We start from the raw sequence: 26,111 nt of genomic DNA, 5'->3' as shown, positions 1-26,111 counted from the left end.
GTGGTGGGGCCGGTGGTGGGCCCGGCCGCGTGGCCGGTGGACGGGGCCGCCGCGACGACCAGGCCGGTGAGCGCGATGAGGGACGTCAATCCGCGTACGAGCCGTCTCATGACATCAAGGGCCTTCCATCTCGGGGAGTGTTGATGACAACGTTGACATGTCAACGTTGACATCGGCTTGGCATGCATCATCGGCGTTGCCCTGTGAAACGTCAATGCCTCACCCGCGCAACCGCACCGGCGTGCCGCGCGGCCGGAAAAACGAAAGGCGCGCGCCGGAGGGCGGCCGCTACACTGGCCGCATGTCTACGCCCCGGACCTCTTAGCCAGGACACCCGCCTTCGCAGCACCCGTGTGTCCTTGAGCTACTCCGGAGCGTCATCCAATGATCACCGTCCGTGGTGTCGACGTGCGCGTCGGCGCCCGCCTCCTCCTGTCGGGCATCACCGCCCACGTCGCCCCCGGCGACCGCATCGGACTGGTCGGCCGCAACGGCGCGGGCAAGACCACCCTCATGAAGATCCTCGCCGGGCAGGCACAGCCCGCGGCCGGCGCCGTCACCCGCACGGGGCCGGTCGTCCACCTCCCGCAGGACCCGGCCGCCGCCGACCCCGGCATCTCCGTCCTCAGCCGCATCCTGTCCGTACGCGGGCTCGACCAGGCCGTACGCGCCCTGCGCGCCGCCGAGAGCGCCCTGGCCGAGTCCGCGGACGAACGGGCGATGGCCCGCTACGCCCGCGCGGAGGCCGAGTTCCAGGCCCGCGGCGGCTACGCGGCGGAGGCCGAGGCCGCCAGGGTCGCCGCCGGGCTCGGCCTGCCCGACCGGGCACTCGCCCAGCCGCTCGGCGCCCTGTCCGGCGGGCAGCGCCGCCGGGTCGAGCTGGCCCGCGTGCTCTTCGCCGAGCAGGGCGTCCTGCTGCTCGACGAGCCGACCAACCACCTGGACGCCGACTCGGTCTCGTGGCTGCGCACCTACCTGTCCGGCTGTTCCGGCGGCCTGGCCCTGATCAGCCACGACACCGGGCTGCTGGCCGACGTGGCCAACCGGATCTGGCACGCGGACGGCGACCGCGCCGCGCTCGACGTGCACAACACCGGCTGGCACACCTACCTGGCCGACCGCGAGGCCGACGACCGGCGCAGGGCACGCCTGCGGGCCGCCGCCGAACGCAAGGCCGCCGCGCTGCACGCCCAGGCCGGGCGCATGCGCGCCAGGTCGGCCACCGCCGTGCGGGCCAGGGACATGTCCCGCCGCGCCGACCGCATGCTCGCCCAGACGCAGCCCGTACGCCGCGAGGAGAAGGTGGCCCGCATCCGGCTGCCCGAGCCCGCTCCGTGCGGCCGGATGCCGCTCGGCGCGATCAGCCTGACCAAGTCGTACGGCACGCTGCCCGTGCTGTCGGGGATCGACCTGGCCATCGACCGGGGGAGCAGGCTCGTGGTGCTGGGGTTCAACGGCGCCGGCAAGACCACGCTGCTGAGGCTGCTGGCCGGGCACGAACGTCCCGACTCCGGCCGGGTGGTGCCCGGCCACGGACTGCGGCTCGGCTATTTCGCCCAGGAGCACGACACCCTGGACCCGGCGCACACCGTCGGGCAACACCTGGCCGGCGTCGCCCCGCACCTGAGCGGCGGCGAGGCGCGGACGGTGCTCGGGTCCTTCCTGTTCGGCGGCGACGACGTGGACAAACCGGTCGGAGTGCTGTCGGGAGGGGAGAAGACCCGGCTGGCGCTGGCCGGGCTGGTCAGCTCGCGGGCCAACGTGCTGCTGCTCGACGAGCCGACCAACAACCTCGACCCGGCGTCCAAGGCGGAGGTGCTGGCGGCGGTCGGGGCCTACCGCGGAGCCGTGGTCATGGTCACGCACGATCCCGATGCCGTCGAGGCGCTGCGGCCCGACCGGGTGCTGCTCCTGCCCGACGGGGCCGAGGACCTGTGGAACTCCACGTACGCCGACCTGGTCGCGCTCCGGTAGCCCGCGACCAGATCAACGACCGGCCCGCACGCCGGCGGCCGGTGTGCGGGTCAGTTCCAGGCGGCGGTGCCGGCGTTGTGGACCCGGGTCAGCGTGCCCAGGAGGCCGCCGGGCGGGTCGCTGAACTGGAACCGTTTGTCGAGCCCGGTCACCTTGAGCAGCCGGGCCAGGCGGGACTGGACGCCGCTCAGCACGAGGCGGCCGCCCGCGGCCTCGGTGGTGTTGGCGGCCGAGATCAGCGCGCCGAGGCCCGAGGAGTCGCAGAAGCCGACCTCGCGCAGGTCGGCGATGATGAACGGCGGCGTGCGGCGGGACATCGCCTGCAGCAGGCCGCGGCGGAACTCGGCCGCCGACGTCATGTCGAGGTCGCCCGTCACCGTCAGGACGGCGGCTCCATCGCGCTGGGTGACGACGCAGGTGAACCCGGTCCGGTCTTCGCTCCCCATGCCGATCCTCCGCTCCCAGCATCCGCACCGTCCCCGCCCGGGACGTGCGGCGATCGGGGTCGCCTCCATGATTGCACAGTGCAACGGACCCGGGAAGTCATGGACATGGCGCAACGATCCACCTTCAACGCTGCGTATGCCGCAGAAGAGGGCGGACCTGCAGGTGGCGGGCGCTCTGACCGCTGTTGGCGGCGCCGGCGCCGACTGCGCTAGCGTATGGCTCGGAGTGCCGCGGGCCAGGTCGGCGCGTCAGGCCGGGCGACTCGACGGAGGCTCCACCATGAACGACAGCGGCAGCGGCGTGGGCGGTCCACGCGGGCGGGAGAGCGGATGACGCCGCGCCGCCCGGCGGTGCCGGGGCGCGGCCGGCACCCGGCCGTCGTGATCGTCGCCGGCTTCGGGCTGGCGGTGCTGGCCGGCACGCTGCTGCTCGCCACCCCGCCGGCCACCGCGGACGGTGAGCCCACCGACTGGTTGACCGCGCTGTTCACCGCCACCTCCGCGGTCTGCGTCACCGGCTTGGTCGTGGTGGACACGCCCACGCACTGGTCGGTGTTCGGCGAGGTGGTCATCGCGCTGCTCATCCAGATCGGCGGGCTCGGCATCATGACGCTGGCCACCCTCATCATGGTCATCGTCTCCGGCCGGGTCGGGCTGCGCGCGCGGCTGTCCGCGCAGCTGGAGACGAAGTCCGTGGTGGCCGCCGACCTGCGCCAGGTGCTGCGCAGGGTGGTGCTGTTCAGCCTGGTGTGCGAGGCGGCCGTGGCCGCCGTGCTCACCGCCCGTTTCGCCATCGCGTACGACGAGCCGCCGGGCCGGGCGGCCTACCTGGGCCTCTTCCACGCGGTGTCGGCGTTCAACAACGCCGGTTTCGCCCTGTGGCCGGACAACCTGATGCGGTTCGTGGCCGATCCGTGGATCTGCCTGACCGTCGCCGCGGCCGTGATCGTCGGCGGGCTCGGCTACCCGGTCGTCTTCGACCTGCTGCGCCACTGGCGGCGCCCCAGCCGCTGGTCCCTGCTGACCCGGGTCACCGTCGGGATCAGCGTCCTGCTGATCGGGGCGGCCGTGCCCGCGTTCCTCGCGGCCGAGTGGCGCAACCCCGGCACGATGGGCCCGCTGGACGACTCCGCCAAGCTGCTGTCGGCCTTCTTCGCCGCGGTCATGCCGCGTTCGGGCGGGTTCAACACCCTCGACATCGGCCAGATGAACCCGTCGTCGTGGCTGGTCACCGACGTGCTGATGTTCATCGGCGGCGGCAGCGCGGGCACCGCGGGCGGCATCAAGGTCACCACGTTCGGTTTCCTGCTGTTCATGGTCTGGGCCGAGCTGCGCGGAGAGACCCAGGTCAACATCGGTCACCGCCGGCTGCCCGCGGCCAGCCAGCGTCAGGCGCTGTCCATCAGCCTGCTGGGCGTCTTCCTGGTCACCTTCTCGGCCCTGCTGATGCTCACGATCACCTCCCACGGCCTCGACCGGGTGCTGTTCGAGGTGATCTCGGCGTTCGCCACCAACGGGCTGTCCACCGGCATCACCGCAAGCACCTCGACGGCCGGGCACGTGCTGCTCAGCCTGCTGATGTTCGTCGGCCGCATCGGGCCCCTCACGCTGGGCTCGGCGCTCGCGCTGAAACACCGCACCCGCCGCTACGAGCTTCCCGAGGAGCGCGTGATCGTCGGCTGAACCGCCGGGTCACATCGAGGACGACGGCAGCGTACGGTGCGGGCCCCAGGAGTCGGCGATGCGGTTGGCCACGACGTAGATGAGGTTGACCGTCACGATCGCCGGGGCGATCACCCCCACGAAGCCGGCGAACTCCCGCTCGAACGCCACCGCCAGGATCACCGCCGTGATGCCGTTCTGCTGCGCCAGGCCGAGGTGCACGCGGTCGGTGAGGGGCAGCCCGTGGGTGAGCACCAGCGCCGCCAGCATCTGCGCCGCGAACGCGGCCAGCCCGAGCAGGATGCCCTTCATCAGGCTCGCCCCGCCGACCAGCAGCAGCCCCATCAGGAACGCCGAGAGCGCGAAGGCCGCGGTCACCGCCCGCGACAACCACCGCGAGTCGGGCATCCGCAGGTAGAGGCCGGCGGTGGCCACGCCGAGCATGAGGGAACTCCAGGCCGCGGAGAGGATCGCGGTGGCCGCCGCCAGGTAGCTGAGCAGCGGCGGCGCGCTCCTGATCAACCGCCAGACGCCGTACGCGGCGGCGGCGAACAGCGCGTTGAGCCCCAGGTCGGCCAGGTAGGAGAGGGTGAGCCCGCCCTCGGCGGGCCTGGTGAGCGACACGGCGTAGAAGGCGAGGATCACCGTGACGGGGTCGTCGAAGGAGGACCACGCCCCGAGAATGGTCTTGGCCCGTGCTGATAACCGGTTGTCGGCCATCACCGCGGCGACCGACAGCGGGTCGATCTGGGCCACCGCGATCGCGAGGATCATCGAGCGCGGGTCGCCGGTGACGACGTACATCACGCCGGCGATGAAGGCCGCCTTCAGCAGCACGCCGACCGTCACCGCCAGCAGGATCAGCCTGCCGTGCTGGCGGGCCTCGGTGCGGTCGATGCCGTGGGTGCTGCCGTACAGACCGATCGCCAGCAACAGGCTGCTCAGCAGTAAGTACGGACCCGAGTCCTCCAGGCCCGTGATGTCGCCGAGGTCGGCCGCCACCCAGCCGAGACCGACGAGGAGAAGCAGGAACGCGATCTTTACCAACGTGTCACTCCCTCGGCGGGCACTCCCGCGGGCCGGCTCCTCCGAAAGGGTTCATATCACCGCGCCGGGCCGGACACCAGACGGGTGAGGGAATTACCGCGGCTCCTGGCTGGTGTCGGCGATCAGCGGTTCCAGGACGAGCCCCGGATTCTCGCGCATGATGGTGCGCATCCGCCACTGGTCGGTGAACAGCGCGAGCATCGCCTGGTCACGGCCGCGCTCCAGCACCTCGGCGCCGCGCCGGCCGGCCAGCAGCGGTATGGAGGCGGCGTCGGTGCGCCTGGCCAGGGTGTAGTCGAGCCGGTCGAGGCTGATCTGCGCGCCGAACTCGGCGGACAGGCGGTGCTGCACCACCTCGAACTGCATCGGCCCGACCGCCGCCAGCACCGGCGCCTGGTCGCCGCGCAGGTCGGAGCGGAGCACCTGGATGACGCCCTCGGCGTCGAGCTGGTCGATGCCGCGCCGGAACTGCTTGGCCTTGCTGGAGTCGCGGGCGCGGGCGACGGCGAAGTGCTCGGGCGCGAAGCTGGGGATCGGCGGGAAGCTCACCGCGGACCCCTCGTAGAGAGTGTCGCCGGGCCGCAGCGCGCTCGCGTTGACCAGGCCGACCACGTCGCCGGGGTAGGCCTCGTCCAGAGTGGTGCGCTCCTGGCCGAACACGCTCTGCGCGTATTTGGTGGCGAACGGCCGCCCGGTCGCCGCGTGGGTGAGGACCATGCCGCGCTCGAACCGGCCCGAGCAGACCCGTACGAACGCGATGCGGTCGCGGTGGGCCCGGTCCATGTTGGCCTGCACCTTGAACACCAGCCCGGAGAACGGCGCGTCCAGCGGGCGCACGGCGCCGGCGACGTCGGGCCGGGCGGCCGGCGGGGGAGCCAGCTCGACCATGGCGTCCAGCAGCCGGGCCACCCCGAAGTTGGGCAGGGCGGCGCCGAACAGCACCGGGGTGGACTCGTGGGCCTCGAACGACTTCTGGTCGTGGTCGGCGCCGATGGCCGACAGCAGCGAGACCTCCTCGCCCGCCCGCTCCCAGTCGTGCCCCAGCTCGGCGTGGGCCTGCTCGGGGGTCAGCTCGTCCTCCTGCGCCCTGGTGGCCCCGCCCGGGGTGCGGGTGTAGCGGACGGCACGCCCCGTGACCCGGTCGATCACGCCGTGGAAGTGGCCGGCGGTGCCGAGCGGCCAGGTGACGGGGGTGGGCCGCAGGCCGGTGCGCTCCTCGATCTCGTCGAGCAGTTCCAGGGCTTCGCGGCCGGGACGGTCCCACTTGTTGACGAAGGTGATGACGGGGATGCGGCGATGGCGGCACACCTGGAACAACTTCATCGTCTGCGGCTCCATGCCCTTGGCCGCGTCGATCAGCATCACCGCGCAGTCGACGGCGGCCAGCACCCGGTAGGTGTCCTCCGAGAAGTCGGCGTGGCCGGGGGTGTCGACGAGGTTGAACACGTGGCCCCGGTAGTCGAAGCGGAGCGCCGCCGAGGTGATCGAGATGCCGCGCGAACGTTCCAGATCCATCCAGTCGGAGGTGACGCCGCGCCGGCCGGCCTTGCCGTGGACCGCTCCCGCCGCGCTGATGGCGGAGGCGTGCAGCGCCAGCGCCTCGGTCATCGTGGACTTGCCCGCGTCCGGATGGCTGATGACGGCGAACGTCCGGCGGCGGTGGCCTTCCTCCGTGATGTCGGTCATCGTCCTATCTTGCCGGGTGACGGCCCATGGCCGTGACGGGTGTCATGCGGGACGGCGGTGTCGGGCGTGTCCGCGCCCTGGTGACGTGATCTTGTGGCGATCATTCATTCTGTGCTGAACCGGAGGTCGTTTCTCGCGATGGGGCTGGCATCCGGCCTGCCGTCCCTGGTGCCGTCCGCCGCTTTCGGTGATCCGTTCACCTTGGGGGTGGCCAGCGGCGACCCCGAACCGGGCGGCTTCGTGGCCTGGACCCGTCTGGCCCCGCAGCCGCTGGCCGAGGACGGGTTCGGCGGCATGCCCGCGGATCCCGTACCGGTGCACTGGCAGGTCTCGAGCGACCCGGCGGGCCGGAACGTGGTGCGCCACGGCGTGTACGTGGCCACCCGGGCATGGGCGCACAGCGTGCACGTCGAGGTGACCGGCCTGCGGCCGGGACGGGAGTACTGGTACAGGTTCAAGGCCGGCCCCTACGTCTCGCCGGCCGGGCGGGCGCTGACCGCGCCCGTGCCCGGCACGATGCCCCGGTCGCTGCGCGTGGCCGTCTGCTCGTGCGCCAACTACCAGCACGGGCACTTCACCGCGTACGCCAGGATGGCGCGCGAGCGGCCCGACCTCATCGTGCACCTCGGCGACTACATCTACGAGCAGGGCACCGACCACGTGACGCTGCCCGGCGGCAACGTCCGGGCGCACGAGGGGCCCGAGGCCGTCACCCTGGCCGGCTACCGCCGCCGGCACGCGCTCTACAAGACCGACCCCGACCTGCGCGAAGCCCACGCCGCCGCGCCGTGGGCGGCCATCCTTGACGACCACGAGGTGGTCAACAACTGGACCAGCCTGATCCCCGTCGAGCGCCGCGAGGCCGCCTTCCGCGCCTACTACGAGCACATGCCCCTGCGCTCGCCCGCGCGGCCGGGCCGCACCGCCGTACAGCTCTACCGGCGTCTGCGCTGGGGGAAACTCGCCACGCTGCACATGCTGGACACCCGCCAGTACCGCGACCCGCACCTGTGCGGCGCGGGCTACAACTCGTGCCCGACGCCGGCCGACCCCGCTCGTACGATGATCGGCCTGGACCAGGAGAACTGGCTGCTGCGGGGGTTCCGGCGCTCCCAGGCCCGGTGGGAGCTCGTCGGCCAGCAGGTCTTCTTCGGCCAGCGCGACCGCGACCCCGGGCCGGGCCGCCTGGTCAGGCAGGACGCCTGGGACGGCTACACCGGCAGCAGACAGCGCGTCACCGAAGGCTGGATCAAGGCCGGCGTGCGCAACGTCGTCGTGCTCACCGGCGACGTGCACGCGCACTGGGCGGGCGACCTCGTCCTCGACTACGACGATCCCGGATCGCGTCCCGTCGGGGCCGAGCTCGCGGTCACCTCCATCGCCAGCGGCGGGGACGGCCACGACGACGACCCGGCCACGGACCCGATGCTGGCCGCCAACCCCCACCTGAAGTTCCACCTGCGCCGCAGGGGCTACCTCATGGTCCTGGTCACGCCCGGAGCGCTCAGCGCCGACTTCATGACCGTCCCCTACGTCAGCAGGCCGGGAGCCTCGGCGCTGACCGCCGCCACCTTCACGCTGGCCGACCTCGTCGACGGGCTGCACCGCCAGGCGTGACGGAGCCCTGGCGACGCGCTTCGGGCCCGGCATCACCGCAGGTCATCGCTATAATGGCGGAGGTGAATCCCGTTGCCTGGGACGAGCCGGACGCCCCGGCGATCGTCATGACCGACGCCGACGGCAGGGTGATCGGCTGGTCGGAAGCCGCGGAGAAGCTGCTCGGCTACCACGCCGACGAGGTCCTGCACCGCTCCAGCGACGCCTTCATGGAGCCCGGCGACCGCACGGCGCGCGGCCGGGAACCACGCTGGTCCGGGCTCGTCACGGCCCGCCACCGCGCGGGCGGCGCGATCCTCCTCCACGTCGAGGGCGTCCGCCTGCGCACCGCGGAGCGGCGCGAGAGCTGGCTCCTGACCCTGACCCCGGACGGGCAGCAGGTGCTGGAGCCGATCCTCAGCCGCGCCCCCGTGGCCATCGGCGTGTGGGACACCGGCCTGCGGTGCGTCTGGCTCAACGAGACGGCCCGGCGCCTGAGCGACGTCTTCCCCTTCTTCCGGCTCGGCAGCCGGCCCGAGGTGCGCGCGGCCGGCTTCGACGCGGAGGCCACGGCGGGGGCGATGCGGCGGGTGCTCGAGGACGGCACGCCGGTGCTCGACCGCGAGTCGCGCCGGACCTCGGAGAACGGGCTCACCGACCACGTCCTGTCGACCTCGTTCTACCGCCTCGACGGCGCCGACGGCCGGCCACTGGGCGTGTGCGCGTTCGCCGTCGACACGAGCCACAGCCGGGCACGCGACCGGCTGGCCCTGCTCGGCGAGGCCAGCATCAGGATCGGCAGCACCCTCGACGTCATGAGGACCGCGCAGGAACTGGCGGAGCTGGCCGTGCCGCGCCTGGCCGACTACGTCACGGTCGACGTGTCCGAGCGGGTCCTGCCCGACGACGGGTCCATGCGCCGCCTGGGCGCCACCGAGGTGAGCGTCCCCAAGTTCCACCGCGCGGGCGTGGCCTCGATCCACCGCGAGCTCCCCGAATCGCTCTGGCGGCGGGGCGAGGTGGTCTACGTCCCTCCGTCGTCCCCCTTCACCGCCGTCCTGTCCACCGGCCGGTCCCACTTCGAGCCCGTGATGGACACCTCGTCCGGCACCTGGCTCGACGTCGACCCCGACCGGGCGCGGGTCATCCACGACACCGGGATGCACAGCCTGATCATCGTCCCGCTCAAGGCCAGGGGCGACATCCTGGGCGTCGCCGTGTTCGTCCGCACGGACAACTCCTCGCCGTTCGGCAAGGACGACCTGGAACTCGCCGAGATGCTGGCCGCGCGCGCCGCGCTGAGCCTGGACAACGCCCGCCAGTACACCCGCGAACGCACCGCCGCCCTGGCCCTGCAGCGCGACCTCCTGCCGCGCAACCTCTCCGGCGCGGGCGCCGTCGACGTGGCCTGGCGCTACCTGCCCTCCGACGTCATCGGCACCGTCGGAGGCGACTGGTTCGACGTGGTCCCGCTGGGCGACGGCCGGGTCGCCCTGGTGGTCGGCGACGTGACCGGCCACGGCATCAACGCCGCGGCGACGATGGGACGGCTGCGCACGGCCGTGCGCACGCTCTCGTACCAGGGGCTGCCGCCCGACGAGGTGCTCGCGCTCCTGGACCGCATGGTCGTACGCCTGGCGGAGGAGGACGCGGGCGCGGGCGACGAACCCCTCGACACCACGGGTGCCACCTGCGTGTACGCGGTCTACGACCCGCTCACCCGGCGCTGCGCCATGTCCGTGGCCGGACACCCGCCGCCCGCGATCGTGCACCCGTCGGGCGAGGTGACCTTCGCCTACGTGCCCGGCGGCACCCCGGTCGGCCTGGGGCTGGGCTCGTACGAATGCGTCGAGATCGAGCTCGCCGAGGGCAGCCTGATCGCCCTCTACACGGACGGCCTGGTCGAGCGGCGCGGGGCCGACATCGACGCGGGCCTGCACCGCCTCAGCACCGTCCTGGCCGCGCCCGGCCTGGCGCCCGAGGACCTGTGCGACCAGGTGATCGGCACGATGGTGGACGGCACGCCCTCCGAGGACGACATCGCCCTCCTCATCGCCCGCACCCGCACCGCCGCCCCGGCGCGAAGCTGACGTCCGCGGGGTTTCCCGGACGCCCGCCGCGGCCTATCGTGTGCCGCATGCCCGACGCCATCTTCGAACATCCGCGCCTGGCCGCGATCTACGACGACCTCGACCCCGACCGCGGCGACCTCGACGTGTACGCCGCCATCGCCGGCGAACTCGGCGCGCGGAGCGTGCTCGACGTCGGATGCGGTACGGGGACGTTCGCGCTGCTGCTGGCCGGCAACGGCATCGAGGTGACCGGCGTCGACCCCGCCGGCGGCTCGCTCGACGTCGCCCGGGCCAAACCCGGCGCCGGGCGGGTGCGCTGGATCCACGGTGACGCGACGGGCCTGCCCGCCCTGCGGGCCGACCTGGCGACCATGACAGGGAACGCCGCCCAGGCGATCGCGGCGCCGGACGACTGGTCGGGGACGCTGCGGGGTGTCCACGACGCGCTGCGGCCCGGCGGGCACCTCGTGTTCGAGACCCGCGATCCGGCCAGGCGCGCGTGGCTGGGGTGGAACCGTGCGGAGACGTACCAGAGGGCCGACCTCGAGGGCGTCGGCGTCGTCGAGACCTGGACCGACCTGGTCGACGTCAGCGGGCCGCTGGTGACGTTCCGGGGCACGTGGGTGTTCGCGGCGGACGGCGCGGTGCTGACGTCGGACTCGACGCTGCGTTTCCGCGAGCGGGACGAGGTCGAGGCGGATCTGGCCGGGCACGGATACACGGTGAAGGAGGTCCGCGGGGCGCCCGACCGGCCGGGGCGGGAGTTCGTGTTCTTCGCTCAGCGGCCCGAGGCGTGAGCCGGGATCACGGCTCTTCCTCCTCCTCCTCTTCCGGTGCTTCGGTCACGATCTTGGCTGCTATCGCGTACTCGACGCGGACCGCACGGTAGGTCTCGCCCTCGGCGACACGCTCGGGCAAGCCGGTACGGCGGCTGCCCGACCCCGACCGGTGGGCCGGCTCGCCGGAGAACGTGACCGCCACCTCTGGCGCCTCCTCGAAGCTCACGCTGTCGGCGCTCACCGTCGCGGCGAAGACGATATCCGCAGCCCCGACGAGCCCCTCCCCGGGCCGCCGATCGGGCGGTCCATTGGGTCGTCGGTCGTGCCGTTCACTGCGTCGTTCGTTGGGTCGTTGGTCGGGTGGTTGGTCGGGTGGTTCGCCGGGTGGTTGGTCGTGCCGTTCACTGAGCCGGCCGTTGGGCGGTTCGCCGGGCCGTCTACCGGGGCGTTCGTCGCCCATGTCGGGTTCGCCTTCTCCTTGCCCGTTACCTTTTGTGACGGTTGCCCGGTGCCAGTTTGCGCAGCCGCCGCACGCCTGCGCGCCCTGCGGCTCTGCCCAGCTCTCGCAGGGCGGGGCCGAGCGTCGTCGGCGCCTGCCCCCGCGGCTCGCGGCCGGACGGCTTCCCGCCCCGCTCCCGGTGGCCCTTCCGCGGTTCTGCTTCGTCTCGTGCGGCGTTGCCGCCCTTGGCCTCGCCTCCCGCCCGGCGGGCCTCCCGTTCGTCTCGGGTAGCGCTGTCCCCCTTCGCCCTGACTCCCGCCCGACGGCCCTCCCGTTCGTCTCGTGCGGTGCTGTCGCTTCTCGGCTCCGCTCCGGCCTGGCGGCCCTTCTGTTCCTGGGACTGTGGCTCTTTGCGCCGGGGCGAGCCGGCCTGGGTTTCCTCGCCGGGATGTGCGTCCGGCGTTGAAGGGCCGGTGGGTTCCGCGTTCGCCGGGGTGGCGGGTGCGGCCTGCCCGGCGGCGGCCGTGGTGTCTCGCACCGCGCCACCGGCAGCGCCCGCCGACTGCTCCACGGTGCCCTGCAACGTTGTGCTCGTACGCTCGCCGACGCCGCCGGCGGCTTGGCCCGCGCCCGTGCCCACGTCTCCGACAGCTTGTCCTGCGCCTGCGCCGACGTCTCCTGCGGCTTGTCCTGCGCCCGCACCCACGTCGCCCACGGCCTGGCCGGCGCCCGTGCCGACCTCGCCCACGGCTTGTCCTGCGCCTGCGCCGACGTCTCCGACGGCTTGTCCTGCGCCCGAGCCCACGTCGCTGACCGCGCGGCCCGCGCCTGCGCCGACGTCGCCCACGGCCTGTCTCGCGCCTGCGCCGACGTCGCCCACGGCCTGTCTCGCGCCCGCCCCGACGTCGCCCACGGCCTGGCCGGCGCCGGAGCCGACGTCGCGGACGGCGGATCCCAATCCCCGGGTGATGTTCTCGATCAGCTGGGGGTTGTCGTCGATCGTTTGCAGGACGTCCCTGATGATCATGGCGACGTTGTCGAGCCGTACCTTGAGCAGCGCCTGCGCCTCGACGCCCACGATGTCGAGGTTGACCCGGCCCAGGGCGACATCCGCCCCGACGTGCAGGTGCAGCAGGTCGAGCACGTCCGCGTCCAGGGACACGCGCGCCCGCAGGTCCTCCACCTCGAGCTTGATCTCGTCGACCTTGACGATGGGTACGTCGAGGTACACGTCCGGGTCCGCGGCGCCGCCTGGCGGGTTCGCCTCCGGCGGTGCCGGGCGGCGTTCGGCCGATTCGGGCAGGTTATCGGACATGTCTTCCCTTCGGGTGGCTTGTCGCAGCCCTATGGCTCACTGCCCGATGCGCCGCAAAAGGGACATATGTATGTATAAAACCGGGTAAAGCATGCCCAGCTGGGAATTCTGGTTCTCCAATTGCTGAGGACATAGGGGCGAATGCCCCACGCCGTTCTGGCCGAGTCCACAGGACGCATGTTGCCGCGGTCCACCACCCGACGCACCCGAACTTTCCCTTATAGCGCGGTGACCCTGGGACCGGTCCCAGGGTCACCGCGCTATCTTGCTTCGCCTCAACCTGCACACAACAGAAAAGGTGGCTGACGTGGCCCTGCTGACCTCCATCAGAGCCCACATGCGGCAACTGCAGCACCCTCGGAAGTTCCGGATCCACGCCGCCGCGTGTCCGGCGGACGTGCTTGCGGCGTTCGAACGGCTCGCAGCCGACGAGCTCGGTACGACCTGCAGCGGGCGGACGTGGAGCGGCTCACCGAGCCGTTCGTCGTGCGGTCGGTGAACCTGTGCAAGAAGGCGCTGGAGGAACGCGGGCTCGGCGCGGCCGACATCGAGAAGGTCCTGCTGGTCGGCGGCCCCACCCTGTCTCCCTACCTGCGGGAACGGCTCGCCGACCCCGTCGAGGGGCTCGGAATTCCGCTCGATCACAGCAGGGACCCGATCACGGCCGTCGCCACGGGCGCCGCCGTCTTCGCCGGGACGCAGCGTCTGGACAGCATGAAGCCGTTGCACGTGCCGGCCGCCGGCGAGTACGCCGTCGACCTGGCCTATGAGCCGATGGGGCCGGAGACCGAGCCGCTGATCGGCGGCCGGGTGTCGGGGGCGGACACCGAGGGGTTCGCGATCCAGCTGGTCAACCCCGAGGCGCAGCCGCCCTGGTGGAGCGGGAAGATCGTGCTCGACCCCGACGGGACGTTCACCACCACGCTCTGGGCCGAGCGCGGGCGTGCCAACACGTTCCACATCGAGCTCACCGACGCCGCGGGGACGCGCCGGAAGGTCACTCCCGACCGGCTCACCTACCGCGTCGGCACCGTCGACTCCCAGCCGGTGCTGACCAACTCGATCGGTGCCGGGCTGGAGAACAACGAGTACAGCGAGCTGGTCAGGCGGGGCACCCGGCTGCCGGCGCGGCGCAGCCACCGGCTGTGGACCACGGCCGCGCTCAGCAGGAGCAAGAACGAGGGCTGCATCAGGATTCCCATCCTGGAGGGTGAGCACCCGCGCGCCGACCGCAACCGGGGGATCGGCCGGTTGCAGATCGCTCCGGGCCAGGTCACCCGCGACGTGCCGGCGGGCAGTGAGGTGGAGTTCTCCATGGTGATCGACCCGTCGAGGCTGGTCGTCGTCCGGGCCTACATCCCCCTGCTCGACGAGGAGTTCGAGCAGGTCGCCAACCTCCGTACGGAGACGGCCCCCACGTACGACGAGCTGGCGGGCAGGATCCGCGCGGAGAAGCACCGCCTGAGCGAGGCCCGCACCCAGGCCGCCGACCTCGGCGACGCGCGGGCCCAGGCGCTGCTCGCCACGATCGACGCGGAGGCGACGGTCGCGGACGTCGAGGCGCTGGCCGACGCGGCACGTGCCGATCCGGACGCGGCGACGGCCTGCGGCCCGCCGGGCACATGAACCAGCAGAGGCGGCCACCCGGTCCGGTCTGCTGCCATGATGGGACGGTGGTAAAGGGCAAGATCGTGTTAACGGCGGTGATCGGCGCGTCGGTCCTCACCGGATGCGCCGCGGAGAACCACCCGTCGCGGGCGCAGCCGGGCGACTGCCTGGAGGCGGTCGGGGAGAGGAAGAAGACCACCGATTTCCGGATCGTCGGCTGTGCCGCGCCGGAGGCGGCGTACCGGGTGGCCATGCGTCTCAAGCGCGGCGAGCGGTCGTGCGGGAGCACCACCTACGGCTACGCGAGCAGCGGATACGTCAGGGGCGGCGGCTGGCATCTGTGCCTGACGCTGAACGCCGAGGTGGGCGACTGTTTCCATCAGGAGATCGGCTTCCCCACCGGCAAGGCGACCAAGACGGCGTGCGGGCCGTCGGCGACGTACAAGATCGTCAAGCGGGTCGACGGGACCGCCGACAAGGAGCTGTGCGGCGAGGACGCCGCCTACCCCGTGCGCAACGACCTGGACCGCCCGATCTACCTGGTCTACCCCGATCCGCCGCTCACGATCTGCACCGACCGCGTGTGACCGGGCCCGCCATTCAGCGGGCGGGCACCGCCCGGTGAACGTCCGGCCAGATCTTGCCTTCCGCTCGCTAGTGGTCAATAGTTGGGCAATATCGGTCAGGTTCGGTCGTTACAACGACCGGAACTGAGCGGGCCCGGGTGCCGCCCGGTCGCCGTCACCCCCAGAACGCCCCGAGGTGACCATGAGACGCACGGCCGCTGCGCTCGTCCTGCTCGCGGTGCTCGCCGCGCCGAACGCCCTCGACCCCGCCCCGGCGGCCGCGGCGCCCGCGCCCCCGCCGGTCTACCCGGAGGTCGGCAGGGGCACGGACGTCCTCGACCACCGCTCGCTGCTGACCGGCCTCGCCGAGCCGGAGTGGTACGAGGCCAACATCCCCTTCCTCGACGTGCCCGACCAGCAGATCCAGGACGTCTACTACTACCGCTGGAGCACCTTCAAGCGGCACATCCGCTACACCGACTCCGCGACCGGCCACATCATCACCGAGTTCCACAACGCCCCCGGATATGCCGCGCCGCTCGGCGGCATCGTCGCCGCCGCGGGCCACCACGTGTACGAGGGCCGCTGGCTGCGCGACCGCCGCCCCATCGACGACTACCTCACGTACTGGCTGCAAGGCCCCGGCGCCGGGCCCAAGCCGAAGGAGGACTTCGTCAACGAGGACACCGACGACTGGGCCCACCAGTACGCGTGGTGGGCGGCCGACGCCGCGTACCAGCGCTACCTCGTCACCGGCGACGCCTCCTTCGTCGAGAACCTGCTGCCCGACCTGGTCCGCCAGTACGACAAGTGGGGCGGCCAGTACGACGAGCGGCTCGGGCTCTACTGGTCGGTGCCGGTGTGGGACGCGATGGAGTACACCGCCTCCGCCTACGAGACCGACCCCGGCGACCCCTACCACGGCGGCGCGGGCTACCGGCCGACGCTCAACGCCTACCAGTACGGCGACGCCAGGGCCATCGCGGCGATCGCCGGGATGCGCGGCGACCGGGCGCTGGCCGAGACGTTCGGGCGGCGGGCCGACGCGCTGCGCGACGCCCTGCACCGCCACCTGTGGGACGAGGAGCGGGGGTTCTTCTACCACAAGGCCCGCGCCGACCTGGACCCGGAGCAGAAGCTGGTCTCCACCAGGGAGCAGATCGGGTTCGTGCCGTGGGCGTTCGGCATGGCCAGGCCCGGCACCGAGCGGGCGTGGGAGCAACTGCTCGACCCGCAGGGGTTCGCCGCGCCGTACGGGCCGACCACCGCCGAGCGGCGCAGCCCGCTGTTCATGAAGGACGCGCTGAGCGGCTGCTGCCGGTGGAACGGGCCGAGCTGGCCGTACTCGACCTCGACCACGCTGACCGCGCTGGCCAACCTGCTCAACGAACGCGACCAGGGAGTGGTCAGCGCCGCCGACTACTACCGGCTGCTGCGCGGCTACGCGCTCACCCAGTACAAGGACGGCCGCCCGTACGTCGCCGAGGCCCACCACCCCGACGAGCCGCGCTGGATCTACGACGGCCAGGGCCACAGCGAGCACTACAACCACTCCACCTTCAACGACCTGGTGATCAGCGGCCTCATCGGGCTGCGTCCCCAGGCCGGCGGCAAGGTCGTGGTCAACCCGCTGGTCCCCGCCGCGTGGACCCACTTCGCGCTGGAGAACGTGCCCTACCACGGGCACAACGTGACCGTCCTGTGGGACCACGACGGCACCAGGTACGGCCAGGGCAAGGGCCTGCGCCTGTACGTGGACGGCAGGCTCGCGGCCGCGCGGCCCGGGCTGGGGGAGCTGGCCGCCCGCGTACCGGCCGCGAAGCAGGACCGTGCCGCGCGTCCCGTCAACGACGCCGCGAACCCGCACGGCACCGGCCACCCCAAACCGTTCGCCTCCTACACGGGCGGCCTCGACGACGTGTGGGACGCCGTGGACGGGCGCGTCTTCTACGACGACATCCCGCACAGCAGGTGGACGAACCACCGCTCGCCGAACGCCCAGGACCATCTCGGCGTCGACTTCGGCGTGCCGACCCGGGTGAGCGACGTGCGCTTCCACACCTACGACGACGGGGGCGAGGTGCGGGCGCCGGCGTCGTACCGGCTGGAGTTCCTGGACGGCGGGACGTGGCGCGAGGTGCCCGGCCAGACGCGCACGCCGGAGCGCCCCGCCGGCGCGACGCTGAACCGGGTGACGTTCCCCGAACTGACCACGACCGCGATCCGGCTGGTGTTCGTGCCGCGGCCGGGCGGGTACGTGGGCGTCACCGAGTTGCAGGCGTGGACGCCCGCCTCCGGCGACACCACCCTCGACGTGTCCGTCACCGAGCAGGGCACACCCGCGGCCGTCACCACGACGTTCGCCAACCACGGCCGCAGGCCGGCCACGCGGGTGAAGGTGCGGCTGGCCGTGCCGCCCGGCTGGTCCGCCGAACCGCGCGGCCGGACGGAAACGCCCGTGGTGCGGCCCGGCGGCGCGTTCACGGTGCGCTGGCGGGTGTCGCCGCCTGCGGGCGGCGGCCCGCGCCCCGACGTGCACCCGGTGCGCGCCTTCGCCGCCCACGACGGGAACCAGCGGGCGGTGAGCGCGTACGCGCACGTGGAACGGCCCCTCGACCCGGCCGCGTACGCGCACGTCGAGGTGGAGGACACGTTCGCCACCGACACCTCCGCCGGCTACACCGTGCACCGGCCGGAGGACGGCGAGGCCGAGCCGGAGATCACGGCGGGGGACGGCAGGTTCGCGGGCAGTGGCGAGCGGCCGTACTTCGGCCTGGTCGCGGGACCGGCCGGTCCGTCGTCGGCCGACGCGATCAGCATCGTGACGGCCGGGACCTTCGCCGGCACAGGCAGCGCCGAGGACAGCCTGTTCGTCGGCTGGGTCAAGGACCGGGAGACCTACGTGACCGCGTGGTACAACCACACCCGCAAGCAGTCCGGCCTCAACGTACGGGTCGGCGGCCGGTTCCTCGACACGCCCGGCGACGCCCCGCTGACCCTGGCGCCGGGCGACCGGTTCGCGCTGGTGCTGTCCGGTGACACCATCACCTCCTTCGCCCGGACGGCGGGACCGGACGGCGCGGCCGGCGAGTGGCGGCGGCTGCGCACCGCCTCGATCGGCGACACGCTGGCCACCCCGCAGGCCCGCGAGGGTTTCCGCCACGGCTTCGGCCTGCGCGGCACGTCCGGCACGATCGCCATCACGGGCCTGGAAGGCCGCAGCGGCTGAGCCAGGGAGCGGGTCAGGTCTGCGTCGCGGGTGCGGCCACCTCGCGCATGCGCTCGAAGTTGGCCACGTACCTCGCGTACACGGCCCGGTTGTTCAGGCGCAGCAGCACCTCGTCGTTGCGGCGCAGCGACGTCTCGTTGTAGTTGTGGCTGCCCGTGAACACCCGGCGGGCGTGGCGGTCCCCGTCGTAGGTGCCCTCGACGAGCAGGTATTTCGAGTGCACGCGGCCGGGCAGCGCGCTCCCGTCGCCGAGGGCGCGCAGCTCGACGCGCGGCTCGGCCAGCAACAGCTCCTTGACCTCGTCGTCCATGATCCCGTAGACGATCCGTACGGTGCAGCCCTGCGCCGCCAGGCCACGGAGCCGCTGGGGGACGGCGACGCGGTAGGTGTCCCACTCCGACATCCCGACCCTGATCGTCGTCCCGCCCCGGCAGGACACCTTGCCGAGGTGGTCGACGATGGGGTCGCCGTCCGCCTTGGGGAAGAAGTGCGCCCGCACCGAGCCCCCGGGCCCGCCGGTCTGGACGACGCGGTAGTAGTCGAGGTTCTTGCGCTCGGCGGCCAGGTCGGCGAAGTAGCCGGCGTAGGCGGCGTACAGGCGCCGGTTGCCGGGCAGGACGACCGCGTTGTTCCAGTACGTCGTGGAGTTGAGGTCGGTGAGGTTGGCCGACGACTGCACCACCACGTCGGAGGCGTGGCCGGTGCGGGAGAACAGGTAGAACTTGTTGTGCTGGCCCTTGTTGCCGATGCACGCGGCGGTGCCGCCGGAGGGCGGCCCGGTGCACACGTGCAGCCAGGAGCGCGCGGAGGTGTCCGTGCCGAGGGCCGCCGCCAGTTGCCCCGCGACGGCCGCGCCGCGCTGGTCGCCGTCGAGGACGACCTGCACGTCCACGTCGCGCTGATGCGCCTTGATGAGCTCGCCGGCGAACTCCGTGCCCGCGGCGCCCGACATGACGAAGTGGGCGACCTGGATGCGGGCGCCCGCGGGCGTCTGCCGGACCAGGCCGCACAGCTTGCGTACGAGCGCCGCCCCGTCCCCGCTCACCGGGTCGTTGAAGACGGCCTCCGTCCGCACCGGCGTGGCGGGTGCGTCCGCGCAGGTGCTCGCGGAGGCGGCGGCGGGGCCCGCGCCCGCGAGCGCGCCCGAGAGTGCGGCGGTGGCCAGCAGGGCGCCGGTGGCGAGCGTGGGCAGGAACGTGCCAGGCATGGATCACTCCTTCATGAGGCGCCGCCGTCGGGCGCCGTCGTCGTGGGGGGCGGCAGTGCTCCGGGGAAGTGGCAGGCGACCGGGTGACCCATGTCGCGTTCGGCCGGCGCCGGCTCCTCGTCGCGGCACCGATCCTCGGCCCGCCAGCAGCGCGTACGGAAACGGCAGCCTGTCGGCGGGCTCAACGGTGAGGGAACATCTCCGGTCAGGACGATCTCGTCGCTGTCGCCGGCCCGCCAGTCGTCCAGGCTGGGCGCCGCCGACAGCAGCGCCTGCGTGTACGGGTGGGCCGGGTTGCGGTAGATGTCCTCCTTGGAGCCGGTCTCGACGATCTTGCCCAGGTACATCACCGCCACCCGGTCGCACAGGTGCCGGACGACGCCCAGGTCGTGCGAGATGAACAGGTACGACACGCCCAGGTCGCGCTGCAACTCCTGCAGCAGGTTGAGGATCTGCGCCCGTACCGAGACGTCGAGCGCGGACACGGCCTCGTCGCAGACGATCAGCCGGGGCCGCACGGCCAGTGCCCTGGCGATGCTGATGCGCTGGCGCTGCCCGCCCGAGAACTGGTGGGGATAGCGGCCGGCGTGCTCGGAGCGCAGGCCCACCCGCTCCAGCAGGGCGTTCACCTCGTCGTCCCACCGCTCGCGCGGCACCAGCCCCGGGTGGATGCGCCAGGCCTCCTTGATGAGGGCGGCCACGGTCATGCGCGGGTTCAGCGAGGCGTACGGGTCCTGGAAGACGATCTGGATGTCCCGGCGCAGCCTGCGCAGCTCCTTGGCGGGCAGGGCGCCGAGGTCGCGGCCGTCGAACAGGACCTTGCCGGCGGACGGGCGCACCAGGCCGACGATGGTCCGCGCGATCGTGGACTTGCCGCACCCGGACTCGCCGACCAGGCCGACGGTCTCGCCCGCGTGGACGGTCAGGCTCACGCCGGCCACGGCCCGCACCTCGCCTCCCGGCCGGCCGATCCCCGGCCGCAGGCGGTAGCTCGTCACCAGGTCGGACAGCTCCAGCAGAGGCTCAGTCCCGGCCATGCGCGATCACCTCCTCCGCGAAGTGGCAGGCACTGGCCCGCCGGGCGCGGAGCTCGCGGAGCTCGCGCGGGGCGGGGTCGTCGGTGCGGCAGACGTCCCTGGCGAACGGGCAGCGCGGGTGGAAGGCGCAGCCGGCGGGCCGTGCGGCCAGGTCGGGCGGCCGGCCCTCGATCGCCTCCAGCCGGGCGCCGAGGTCGCGCGGGTCGGGCACCGCCCGCATCAGGCCCAGCGTGTACGGGTGGGCGGGCCGCTCGTACACCTCGGCCACGGTGCCGGTCTCGACGATGCGGCCCGCGTACATGACGGCCACCCGGTCGGCCGCCCGCGCGACCACGCCGAGGTCGTGGCTGATGAGGATCATGCCGAGCCGCTCGGCCCGCTGCCGCTGCCGCAGCAGCCGCAGGATCTGCGCCTGCACGGTCACGTCCAGCGCGGTGGTGGGTTCGTCGGCGATGAGCAGCCGCGGGTCCAGCGCCAGCGCCATCGCGATCATCACGCGCTGCCGCATGCCGCCGGAGAAGCGGTGCGGATGGTCGTCCAGCCGCCGTCCGGCGTCGGGGATGCCCACCAGCGCCATCAGCTCCTCCGCCCGTCGGCGGGCCTCCGCCCGGCCGGTGCCGCGGTGCCTGCGGAACATCTCCGCGATCTGGTAGCCCACCGTCAGGGACGGGTTCAGCGCGCTCAGCGGATCCTGGAAGATCATGGAGATGCGCTCGCCCCGCAGCGCCCGCCACTCGCGGTCGGACAGCCCGGCGACGTCGCGGCCCTCGATCGAGACCCGCCCTCCCGCGATGCGCGCCGCCTGCGGCACCAGCCCCATCAGCGCCTGCGCGGTCACGCTCTTGCCACTGCCGGACTCGCCGACGATCGCGAGCGTCTCGCACTCGCCGACCTCGAAGGACACCCCGCGTACGGCCCGCAGCGGCCCGGCCGGCGTGTCGAACTCCACGGCCAGGTTCTCGACCTCCAGCAGCGGGGTCGCGGATTCGTTCGCGCTACCGTTCGGCATCGTCACAGCTCCGTCATCGGGTCGGAGGCGTCGCGCAGCAGGTCACCGAGGACGCCGATGCTGACCACGACGAGCGCCAGCGCGGCGCCGGGCACGGCGGCGATCCACCAGGCCGAGGCGAGGTAGTCGCGGCCCTCGGCGATCGTCGAGCCCCACGACGCCTGCGAGGCCGGCACGCCGAGGCCGAGGAAGCTCAGCGACGCCTCGGCGACCATGGTCAGGCCGACCTGCACGGTGGCGGCGACCATCAGCGGCGGCAGGCACGACGGCAGGATGTAGCCGGCGAGGATGCGCGCGTGGGAGGCGCCCATCACCCGCGCCGAGTCCACGAACTCCCGGTCGCGCACGGCCAGCGCCGAGCCGCGCACCACCCTGGCGAAGATCACCCACCGGGTGACCGCCAGCGCGATGATCACGTTCACCATGCTCGGCCCGAGGACGCCGGCCAGCAGGATGGCCAGCAGCAGGCTGGGGAAGGCGAGCTGGATGTCGCCGACCCTGGAGATGATGCCGTCGGCCCAGCCGCCGAAATAGCCCGCGAGCAGGCCGAGCAGCAGCCCGACCGACCCGCCGACGACCACGGTCACCAGCGCCACCGTCAGCGAGGTGCGCATTCCGGCCAGCACCTCGGCCAGGAGGTCCTGCCCCACCTGGTCGGTGCCGAGCCAGGCCGTCGCGCCGTCGGACAGCCGGGTGCCCGGAGGCAGCAGCCGGTCGACCGGGCTGGTGCGCGCGGCGTCGTACGGCGCCAGCAGCGGCCCGAGCAGCCCGGCCAGCACGAACAGCAGCACGGTCCCGAGCGCCAGGTGCGCGCGCAGGGGCAGCCCGGCCAGCCGGCCGGCGAGCGTCGCGCCTCGCACGTTCACAGTCATCAGGCGTTCTCCAACTGGATCCTGGGGTCGAGGTACACGTAGAGCACGTCGACCAGCAGGTTGAGCAGGATGTAGCAGACCGTGATCACGGTCAGGACGGCCTGGACCACGGCGTAGTCGCGGAACGTGATCGAGTCGATGAGCAGCGACCCGATCCCCGGCCAGGCGAAGATCACCTCGACGATGACGCCGTTCGCGATGAAGTACCCCATGAGCAGGCCCAGCATGGTCACCACCGGGACCAGGGTGTTGCGCAGCACGTGGATGTAGAACACCACCCGGTGGCTCATGCCCTTGGCGTGGGCCGTGCGGACGTAGTCCTGGTTCATCTCCTCGAGGATCCCGGTGCGTACGAGCCGGCCCAGCCACCCCACGAACGGCAGCGCCAGCGTGAACGCGGGCAGCAGCAGGCTGCCGAGGGTGCCGTCGGCCGTGCTGGGCAGGACCTGCAGCCAGCGCGCGAAGATGAGCGAGAGCATGATGCCGATCCAGAACGGCGGCAGTGCCTGGCCGACCAGCGAGGACACCGAGACGAGGTGGTCGGCCCAGGTGTTCGCGCGGCGGGCGGCGAACGAACCGGCCGCGAAGCCCAGCACGATGGTGATCACCATCGCCCACGCCGACAGGGACAGGGTCGGGCCGAGGCGTTCCAGGCAGGCGTCGAGGGCGCTGACGTTCTGCCGCCAGGAGTGGCCGAAGTCGAGGGCGACGACGTCTCCCATGTGGGCGGCGTACTGCACGAGCAGGGGCTGGTCGAGCCCGAGCGAGCCGCGCAGCTCCTCCAGCGCCTCCGGGGTGGCCTGGCTGCCGAGGATCAGCTCGGCCGGGTCGCCGGGCAGCACGCGCAGGGCGACGAAGACGATCGTGATGGCGCCCCAGATCTGGAGCAGCGCCTGGGCGAGCCGTCGTCCGAGGTAGGCGGTCATGTGCCGCCCCCTCCGCTCGACGCCCGCACGACCAGCCGGGGCGGGAAGAGGACCTGCTCCGGCGCGCCCGCGGGGTCCTGCCTGCCGAGCCGGCGCAGCATGCGCTCCACGGCCGACACGGCGATGTCCGCGGCGGGCAGCTCCACGGTGGTGAGCGAGGGGATCACGTAGGGGGCGAACGGGTGCCCGCCGTAGCCGACGACCAGGACGTCGTCGGGGATCCGGAGCCCCGCCTCGTCGGCGACCCGGTAGACGCCGAGCGCGAAATAGTCGTTGCCCGCCACGAACGCCATCGGCCGCCGCGCCGTGCGCACGACCTCCCGGGCCAGCCGGTAGGCCTCGCTCGGGTCCCACGGCATCGCGCTCTGCTCCAGCCGCCGGGTCGGCACCTTGATCATGGTGCCGGGCTCGACGGGCAGGCCGCTGTCGGCCATGGCCCGCCGGTAGCCCTCGACGCGGTCGGCGATCGCCGAGACGCCCAGGTCCTCCTCCAGGAAGTAGATCTCCCTGGCGCCCTGGGCGACGGCGTGCCTGGCCGCCTCGTAGCCGCCTTTGACGTGGTCGACGCCCACCAGGTCGGCGTTCAGCTCGGGCACGTCGCGGTTGATGAGGATCAGCGGCACCCCGGCGGCCCGGAACCGCCGCCAGTGCTCGGCGCCCTCCTGCACCGCCACCACGAGCACCCCGTCCACGCCGCGGCGCAGCAGCTCCTCGGCCGCGCGCCGCTCGTTGGCCAGGCTCTCCTCCGTCGCCATCAGCAGCAAAGAGTAGCCGTGCCGCCGGCAGTGCTGCTCCATCCCGCTGATGAGCTGGGCGTAGAACGGGTTGGACGGGTTGGTGATCACCATGCCGAGGGTGCTCGCGGAGCCGAGCACCAGCGACCTGGCCGTGGAGTTGGGCACGTAGCCCAGCCGCTCGGCCTCGGCCTTCACCCGCTTGCGCGTCTCAAGGCCGACGCTGTCCTTGTCGGCCAGCGCCCTGGAGACGGTGTTCACGGAGACGCCGAGGCTCTCGGCGATGTCCTTCAGTGTCGTACGCCGTGCCTCACGCAATGGTGCTCCCGGGCTGGATCTGGTCTCGCACGGATCACCCGGTGGCCGACACCGTGCGGAACTCGGGCTGGCTGTTGGCCGCGGGGACGAAGCCCGCAACCGTGGAGCGCAGCCCGTAGGTGGCGGCCAGCGCCGCGGGGAAGACGCCGACCGCGTCACGCCAGATGATCTCGCATGCCCGGCCGTACAGCGACTTGCGCTCCTCCTGGTCGGAGGTGGTCTTGGCCTTGGCGAGGATGCCGTCGAGCTCCTTGTTGGCGTAGCCCATCCTGTTGGCCTCGCTGGTGTAGAGCCGGCCGAGCGTGTAGTCGGCGTCGCCGGTGGTCACGGTGTTGACCTGGAGCTCGATGTCCCAGTCGAGGGCCGTGAGCCGCTTGAGCCAGGCCGCCTTCTCGATCTGCTGCGGCTCGACGACCACGCCGACCTTGCCCCAGGCCGAGATGATCGACTGGGCCAGCTCGGTGGCCAGGGGGCCGGTGTCCTTGAACCACATCATCGAGGTGCGGATCCCCGAGCCGTGCCCGGCCTCGGCCAGTTCTCGTTTGGCCAGCTCGGGATCGTACTCGTAGGGCTGCTGCGGGGCGTGGCCGAAGACGGCCGGCGGGATCGGGGCGTCCATGACGGCGGCGGCGTCGCCGTACAGGCTGGAGACGATGGTCTTGATGTCGAGCGCGTGCAGCAGCGCGCGGCGCACGCGCGGGTCGGAGAAGGGTTTCTTGCCGCAGTTGAACCAGGTGAGGAAGTAGTTCACGCCCGGCTTGCTCTCGATCTTCACGCCGTCGACGCCGCGCAGCCGTTCGAGCTCGTCGGGCGGGATGATCCAGGTGACGTCCACCTCGCCGTTCTGCAGCGAGGTCATGCGCGTGGAGGACTCCGGGATGTACGGCAGGCGCAGGCCGGTCAGCTTGGGCGCCCCGCCCCAGTAGCCGGGAGCGGGCTTGAGCAGCAGTTCCGACGACGGCGTGAACGACTCGACGGCGAAGGGGCCGCTGCCGACGGCCTTGCGCGACAGGTCGCCCTTGCCGAGTCCGGCGGCGGGCAGGATGAAGGCGAGGGTCAGGTTCACCAGCAGGGTGCCCACGGGCTCCTTCGTGGTGATCGTGATGGTCCGCGCGTCGGGGGCCTTGATCGTGTCCACCGTGGACCACAGCGGCTTCTGCGGGCCGTCGGAGGCGGCCAGCCGCTCCAGCGACGCCTTGACGTCGGCGGAGGTGAGCTTGCCGCCGTCGTGGAAGACGACGCCGTCGCGCAGGGTGAACTCCCACGTCGTCTCGTCGGGCTGACGCCACGACGTGGCCAGGCTCGGCGTCGCCTTCTCGCCGTCCCAGGCGACGAGCGTGTCGTAGATCTGCCGGTTGGCGAGCAGCGACGCCTCGTCCACGGCGCTCGGGCCGTGCGGGTCGAGGTCGTTGATCGCCTGGTAGAACGCGGCGCTGAGCGGCCGGTTCCCTCCTGCGGCCGGTCCCGTCCCCTTACCGCCGGGCGCGCACCCGGTGACGAGGGCGGGGAGGGAGGCGCCGGCGGCGCCGGCTCCCAGGAGGGACAGGAACCGCCGCCTGCCCACCCCCTCCGTTGCCGTCATGTCGAGC

General features: G+C 72.5%; 20 protein-coding genes. 8 read left to right on the top strand and 12 right to left on the bottom strand.

Annotation, left to right across the window (positions count from 1 at the left end; genetic code table 11):
- Positions 1 to 384: 384 nt before the first annotated feature.
- Complete coding sequence (locus tag E1295_RS14465) at positions 385 to 1,974, top strand: ABC-F family ATP-binding cassette domain-containing protein (RefSeq protein WP_132630782.1); 1,590 nt, start codon at positions 385 to 387, stop codon at positions 1,972 to 1,974.
- A 50-nt stretch (positions 1,975 to 2,024) separates the two neighbouring features.
- Here E1295_RS14465 and E1295_RS14460 read toward each other — a convergent pair whose 3' ends face one another.
- On the bottom strand, positions 2,025 to 2,420 hold the full coding sequence (locus E1295_RS14460) for an STAS domain-containing protein (protein WP_166427222.1): 396 nt from the start codon (positions 2,418 to 2,420) through the stop codon (positions 2,025 to 2,027).
- Positions 2,421 to 2,750: 330 nt separating this feature from the next.
- On the opposite strand from E1295_RS14460, the gene E1295_RS14455 reads away from it, so the two are divergent.
- A complete protein-coding gene (locus E1295_RS14455) occupies positions 2,751 to 4,103 on the top strand; it encodes a TrkH family potassium uptake protein (RefSeq protein ID WP_132630780.1) in 1,353 nt (450 codons plus the stop codon).
- Between the two features lie 9 nt (positions 4,104 to 4,112).
- On the opposite strand, the gene E1295_RS14450 is transcribed toward E1295_RS14455, so the two are convergent.
- A complete protein-coding gene (locus E1295_RS14450; protein ID WP_132630779.1) occupies positions 4,113 to 5,129 on the bottom strand; it encodes a cation:proton antiporter in 1,017 nt (338 codons plus the stop codon).
- A gap of 93 nt (positions 5,130 to 5,222) precedes the next feature.
- A complete protein-coding gene (locus E1295_RS14445) occupies positions 5,223 to 6,815 on the bottom strand; it encodes a peptide chain release factor 3 (RefSeq protein WP_132630778.1) in 1,593 nt (530 codons plus the stop codon).
- A 138-nt stretch (positions 6,816 to 6,953) separates the two neighbouring features.
- Between E1295_RS14445 and E1295_RS14440 the strand changes: the two genes are divergently transcribed.
- The 3 genes from E1295_RS14440 (at position 6,954) to E1295_RS14430 (ending at position 11,280) form a co-directional block, all read left to right on the top strand.
- The gene (locus E1295_RS14440; protein WP_132630777.1) at positions 6,954 to 8,432 is read left to right on the top strand and encodes an alkaline phosphatase D family protein; all 1,479 of its coding nucleotides are present in this window, start codon (positions 6,954 to 6,956) and stop codon (positions 8,430 to 8,432) included.
- Between the two features lie 62 nt (positions 8,433 to 8,494).
- Positions 8,495 to 10,501 (top strand): SpoIIE family protein phosphatase, encoded by a 2,007-nt coding sequence (locus E1295_RS14435; RefSeq protein ID WP_166427221.1) that lies wholly within the window; start codon positions 8,495 to 8,497, stop codon positions 10,499 to 10,501.
- Positions 10,502 to 10,548: 47 nt separating this feature from the next.
- Positions 10,549 to 11,280 (top strand): class I SAM-dependent methyltransferase, encoded by a 732-nt coding sequence (locus E1295_RS14430; protein ID WP_132630776.1) that lies wholly within the window; start codon positions 10,549 to 10,551, stop codon positions 11,278 to 11,280.
- Between the two features lie 7 nt (positions 11,281 to 11,287).
- Here E1295_RS14430 and E1295_RS14425 read toward each other — a convergent pair whose 3' ends face one another.
- Positions 11,288 to 11,503: a hypothetical protein gene (locus E1295_RS14425; RefSeq protein ID WP_132630775.1), complete on the bottom strand. Its 216-nt coding sequence runs from the start codon at positions 11,501 to 11,503 to the stop codon at positions 11,288 to 11,290.
- A gap of 244 nt (positions 11,504 to 11,747) precedes the next feature.
- Positions 11,748 to 13,016, bottom strand: a complete 1,269-nt coding sequence (locus E1295_RS49645) for a hypothetical protein (RefSeq protein ID WP_181957991.1) — start codon at positions 13,014 to 13,016, stop codon at positions 11,748 to 11,750.
- Positions 13,017 to 13,400: 384 nt separating this feature from the next.
- Here E1295_RS49645 and E1295_RS14415 point away from each other — a divergent pair, with 384 nt between their 5' ends.
- From E1295_RS14415 to E1295_RS14405, 3 genes are all read left to right on the top strand, one after another.
- Complete coding sequence (locus E1295_RS14415) at positions 13,401 to 14,642, top strand: Hsp70 family protein (protein ID WP_132630774.1); 1,242 nt, start codon at positions 13,401 to 13,403, stop codon at positions 14,640 to 14,642.
- Positions 14,643 to 14,707: 65 nt separating this feature from the next.
- Positions 14,708 to 15,211 (top strand): LppU/SCO3897 family protein, encoded by a 504-nt coding sequence (locus E1295_RS14410; protein WP_132630773.1) that lies wholly within the window; start codon positions 14,708 to 14,710, stop codon positions 15,209 to 15,211.
- 181 nt (positions 15,212 to 15,392) lie between these two features.
- A complete protein-coding gene (locus tag E1295_RS14405) occupies positions 15,393 to 18,419 on the top strand; it encodes an MGH1-like glycoside hydrolase domain-containing protein (RefSeq protein WP_132630772.1) in 3,027 nt (1,008 codons plus the stop codon).
- Between the two features lie 13 nt (positions 18,420 to 18,432).
- Here the strand turns inward: E1295_RS14405 and E1295_RS14400 are convergent, their stop codons facing one another.
- Genes E1295_RS14400 through E1295_RS14370 form a run of 7 tightly spaced genes read right to left on the bottom strand, consistent with a single transcriptional unit; the run spans position 18,433 to position 26,104 of the window.
- The gene (locus E1295_RS14400; RefSeq protein ID WP_132630771.1) at positions 18,433 to 19,626 is read right to left on the bottom strand and encodes a phospholipase D-like domain-containing protein; all 1,194 of its coding nucleotides are present in this window, start codon (positions 19,624 to 19,626) and stop codon (positions 18,433 to 18,435) included.
- Positions 19,627 to 19,637: 11 nt separating this feature from the next.
- Complete coding sequence (locus E1295_RS14395; RefSeq protein ID WP_132630770.1) at positions 19,638 to 20,663, bottom strand: ABC transporter ATP-binding protein; 1,026 nt, start codon at positions 20,661 to 20,663, stop codon at positions 19,638 to 19,640.
- On the bottom strand, positions 20,650 to 21,672 hold the full coding sequence (locus E1295_RS14390; RefSeq protein ID WP_132630769.1) for an ABC transporter ATP-binding protein: 1,023 nt from the start codon (positions 21,670 to 21,672) through the stop codon (positions 20,650 to 20,652). The genes E1295_RS14395 and E1295_RS14390 overlap by 14 nt, the downstream gene beginning before the upstream one ends.
- 2 nt (positions 21,673 to 21,674) lie before the next feature.
- Positions 21,675 to 22,544, bottom strand: a complete 870-nt coding sequence (locus E1295_RS14385; protein ID WP_132630768.1) for an ABC transporter permease — start codon at positions 22,542 to 22,544, stop codon at positions 21,675 to 21,677.
- The gene (locus E1295_RS14380) at positions 22,544 to 23,470 is read right to left on the bottom strand and encodes an ABC transporter permease (protein ID WP_132630767.1); all 927 of its coding nucleotides are present in this window, start codon (positions 23,468 to 23,470) and stop codon (positions 22,544 to 22,546) included. The genes E1295_RS14385 and E1295_RS14380 overlap by 1 nt, the downstream gene beginning before the upstream one ends.
- Complete coding sequence (locus E1295_RS14375) at positions 23,467 to 24,522, bottom strand: LacI family DNA-binding transcriptional regulator (protein WP_132630766.1); 1,056 nt, start codon at positions 24,520 to 24,522, stop codon at positions 23,467 to 23,469. Before E1295_RS14375 ends, E1295_RS14380 begins: the two co-directional genes overlap by 4 nt.
- A 34-nt stretch (positions 24,523 to 24,556) precedes the next feature.
- Complete coding sequence (locus E1295_RS14370) at positions 24,557 to 26,104, bottom strand: ABC transporter substrate-binding protein (RefSeq protein ID WP_132630765.1); 1,548 nt, start codon at positions 26,102 to 26,104, stop codon at positions 24,557 to 24,559.
- Between the last annotated feature and the right edge of the window lie 7 nt (positions 26,105 to 26,111).

This window comes from Nonomuraea mesophila, assembly GCF_004352805.1.
GTDB lineage: Bacteria > Actinomycetota > Actinomycetes > Streptosporangiales > Streptosporangiaceae > Nonomuraea > Nonomuraea longispora.
This window is presented reverse-complemented; position numbering and strand designations above follow the sequence as displayed.

Bases quoted from the DNA above. Each gene is read 5' to 3' on its own strand.
- E1295_RS14455 (WP_132630780.1), top strand. From the start codon at position 2,751: ATGACGCCGCGCCGCCCGGCGGTGCCGGGGCGCGGCCGGCACCCGGCC.
- E1295_RS14445 (WP_132630778.1), bottom strand. From the start codon at position 6,815: ATGACCGACATCACGGAGGAAGGCCACCGCCGCCGGACGTTCGCCGTC.
- E1295_RS14395 (WP_132630770.1), bottom strand. From the start codon at position 20,663: ATGGCCGGGACTGAGCCTCTGCTGGAGCTGTCCGACCTGGTGACGAGC.
- E1295_RS14460 (WP_166427222.1), bottom strand. From the start codon at position 2,420: ATGGGGAGCGAAGACCGGACCGGGTTCACCTGCGTCGTCACCCAGCGC.
- E1295_RS14390 (WP_132630769.1), bottom strand. From the start codon at position 21,672: ATGCCGAACGGTAGCGCGAACGAATCCGCGACCCCGCTGCTGGAGGTC.
- E1295_RS14380 (WP_132630767.1), bottom strand. From the start codon at position 23,470: ATGACCGCCTACCTCGGACGACGGCTCGCCCAGGCGCTGCTCCAGATC.
- E1295_RS14385 (WP_132630768.1), bottom strand. From the start codon at position 22,544: ATGACTGTGAACGTGCGAGGCGCGACGCTCGCCGGCCGGCTGGCCGGG.
- E1295_RS14430 (WP_132630776.1), top strand. From the start codon at position 10,549: ATGCCCGACGCCATCTTCGAACATCCGCGCCTGGCCGCGATCTACGAC.
- E1295_RS14370 (WP_132630765.1), bottom strand. From the start codon at position 26,104: ATGACGGCAACGGAGGGGGTGGGCAGGCGGCGGTTCCTGTCCCTCCTG.
- E1295_RS14465 (WP_132630782.1), top strand. From the start codon at position 385: ATGATCACCGTCCGTGGTGTCGACGTGCGCGTCGGCGCCCGCCTCCTC.
- E1295_RS49645 (WP_181957991.1), bottom strand. From the start codon at position 13,016: ATGTCCGATAACCTGCCCGAATCGGCCGAACGCCGCCCGGCACCGCCG.
- E1295_RS14440 (WP_132630777.1), top strand. From the start codon at position 6,954: ATGGGGCTGGCATCCGGCCTGCCGTCCCTGGTGCCGTCCGCCGCTTTC.
- E1295_RS14400 (WP_132630771.1), bottom strand. From the start codon at position 19,626: ATGCCTGGCACGTTCCTGCCCACGCTCGCCACCGGCGCCCTGCTGGCC.
- E1295_RS14405 (WP_132630772.1), top strand. From the start codon at position 15,393: ATGAGACGCACGGCCGCTGCGCTCGTCCTGCTCGCGGTGCTCGCCGCG.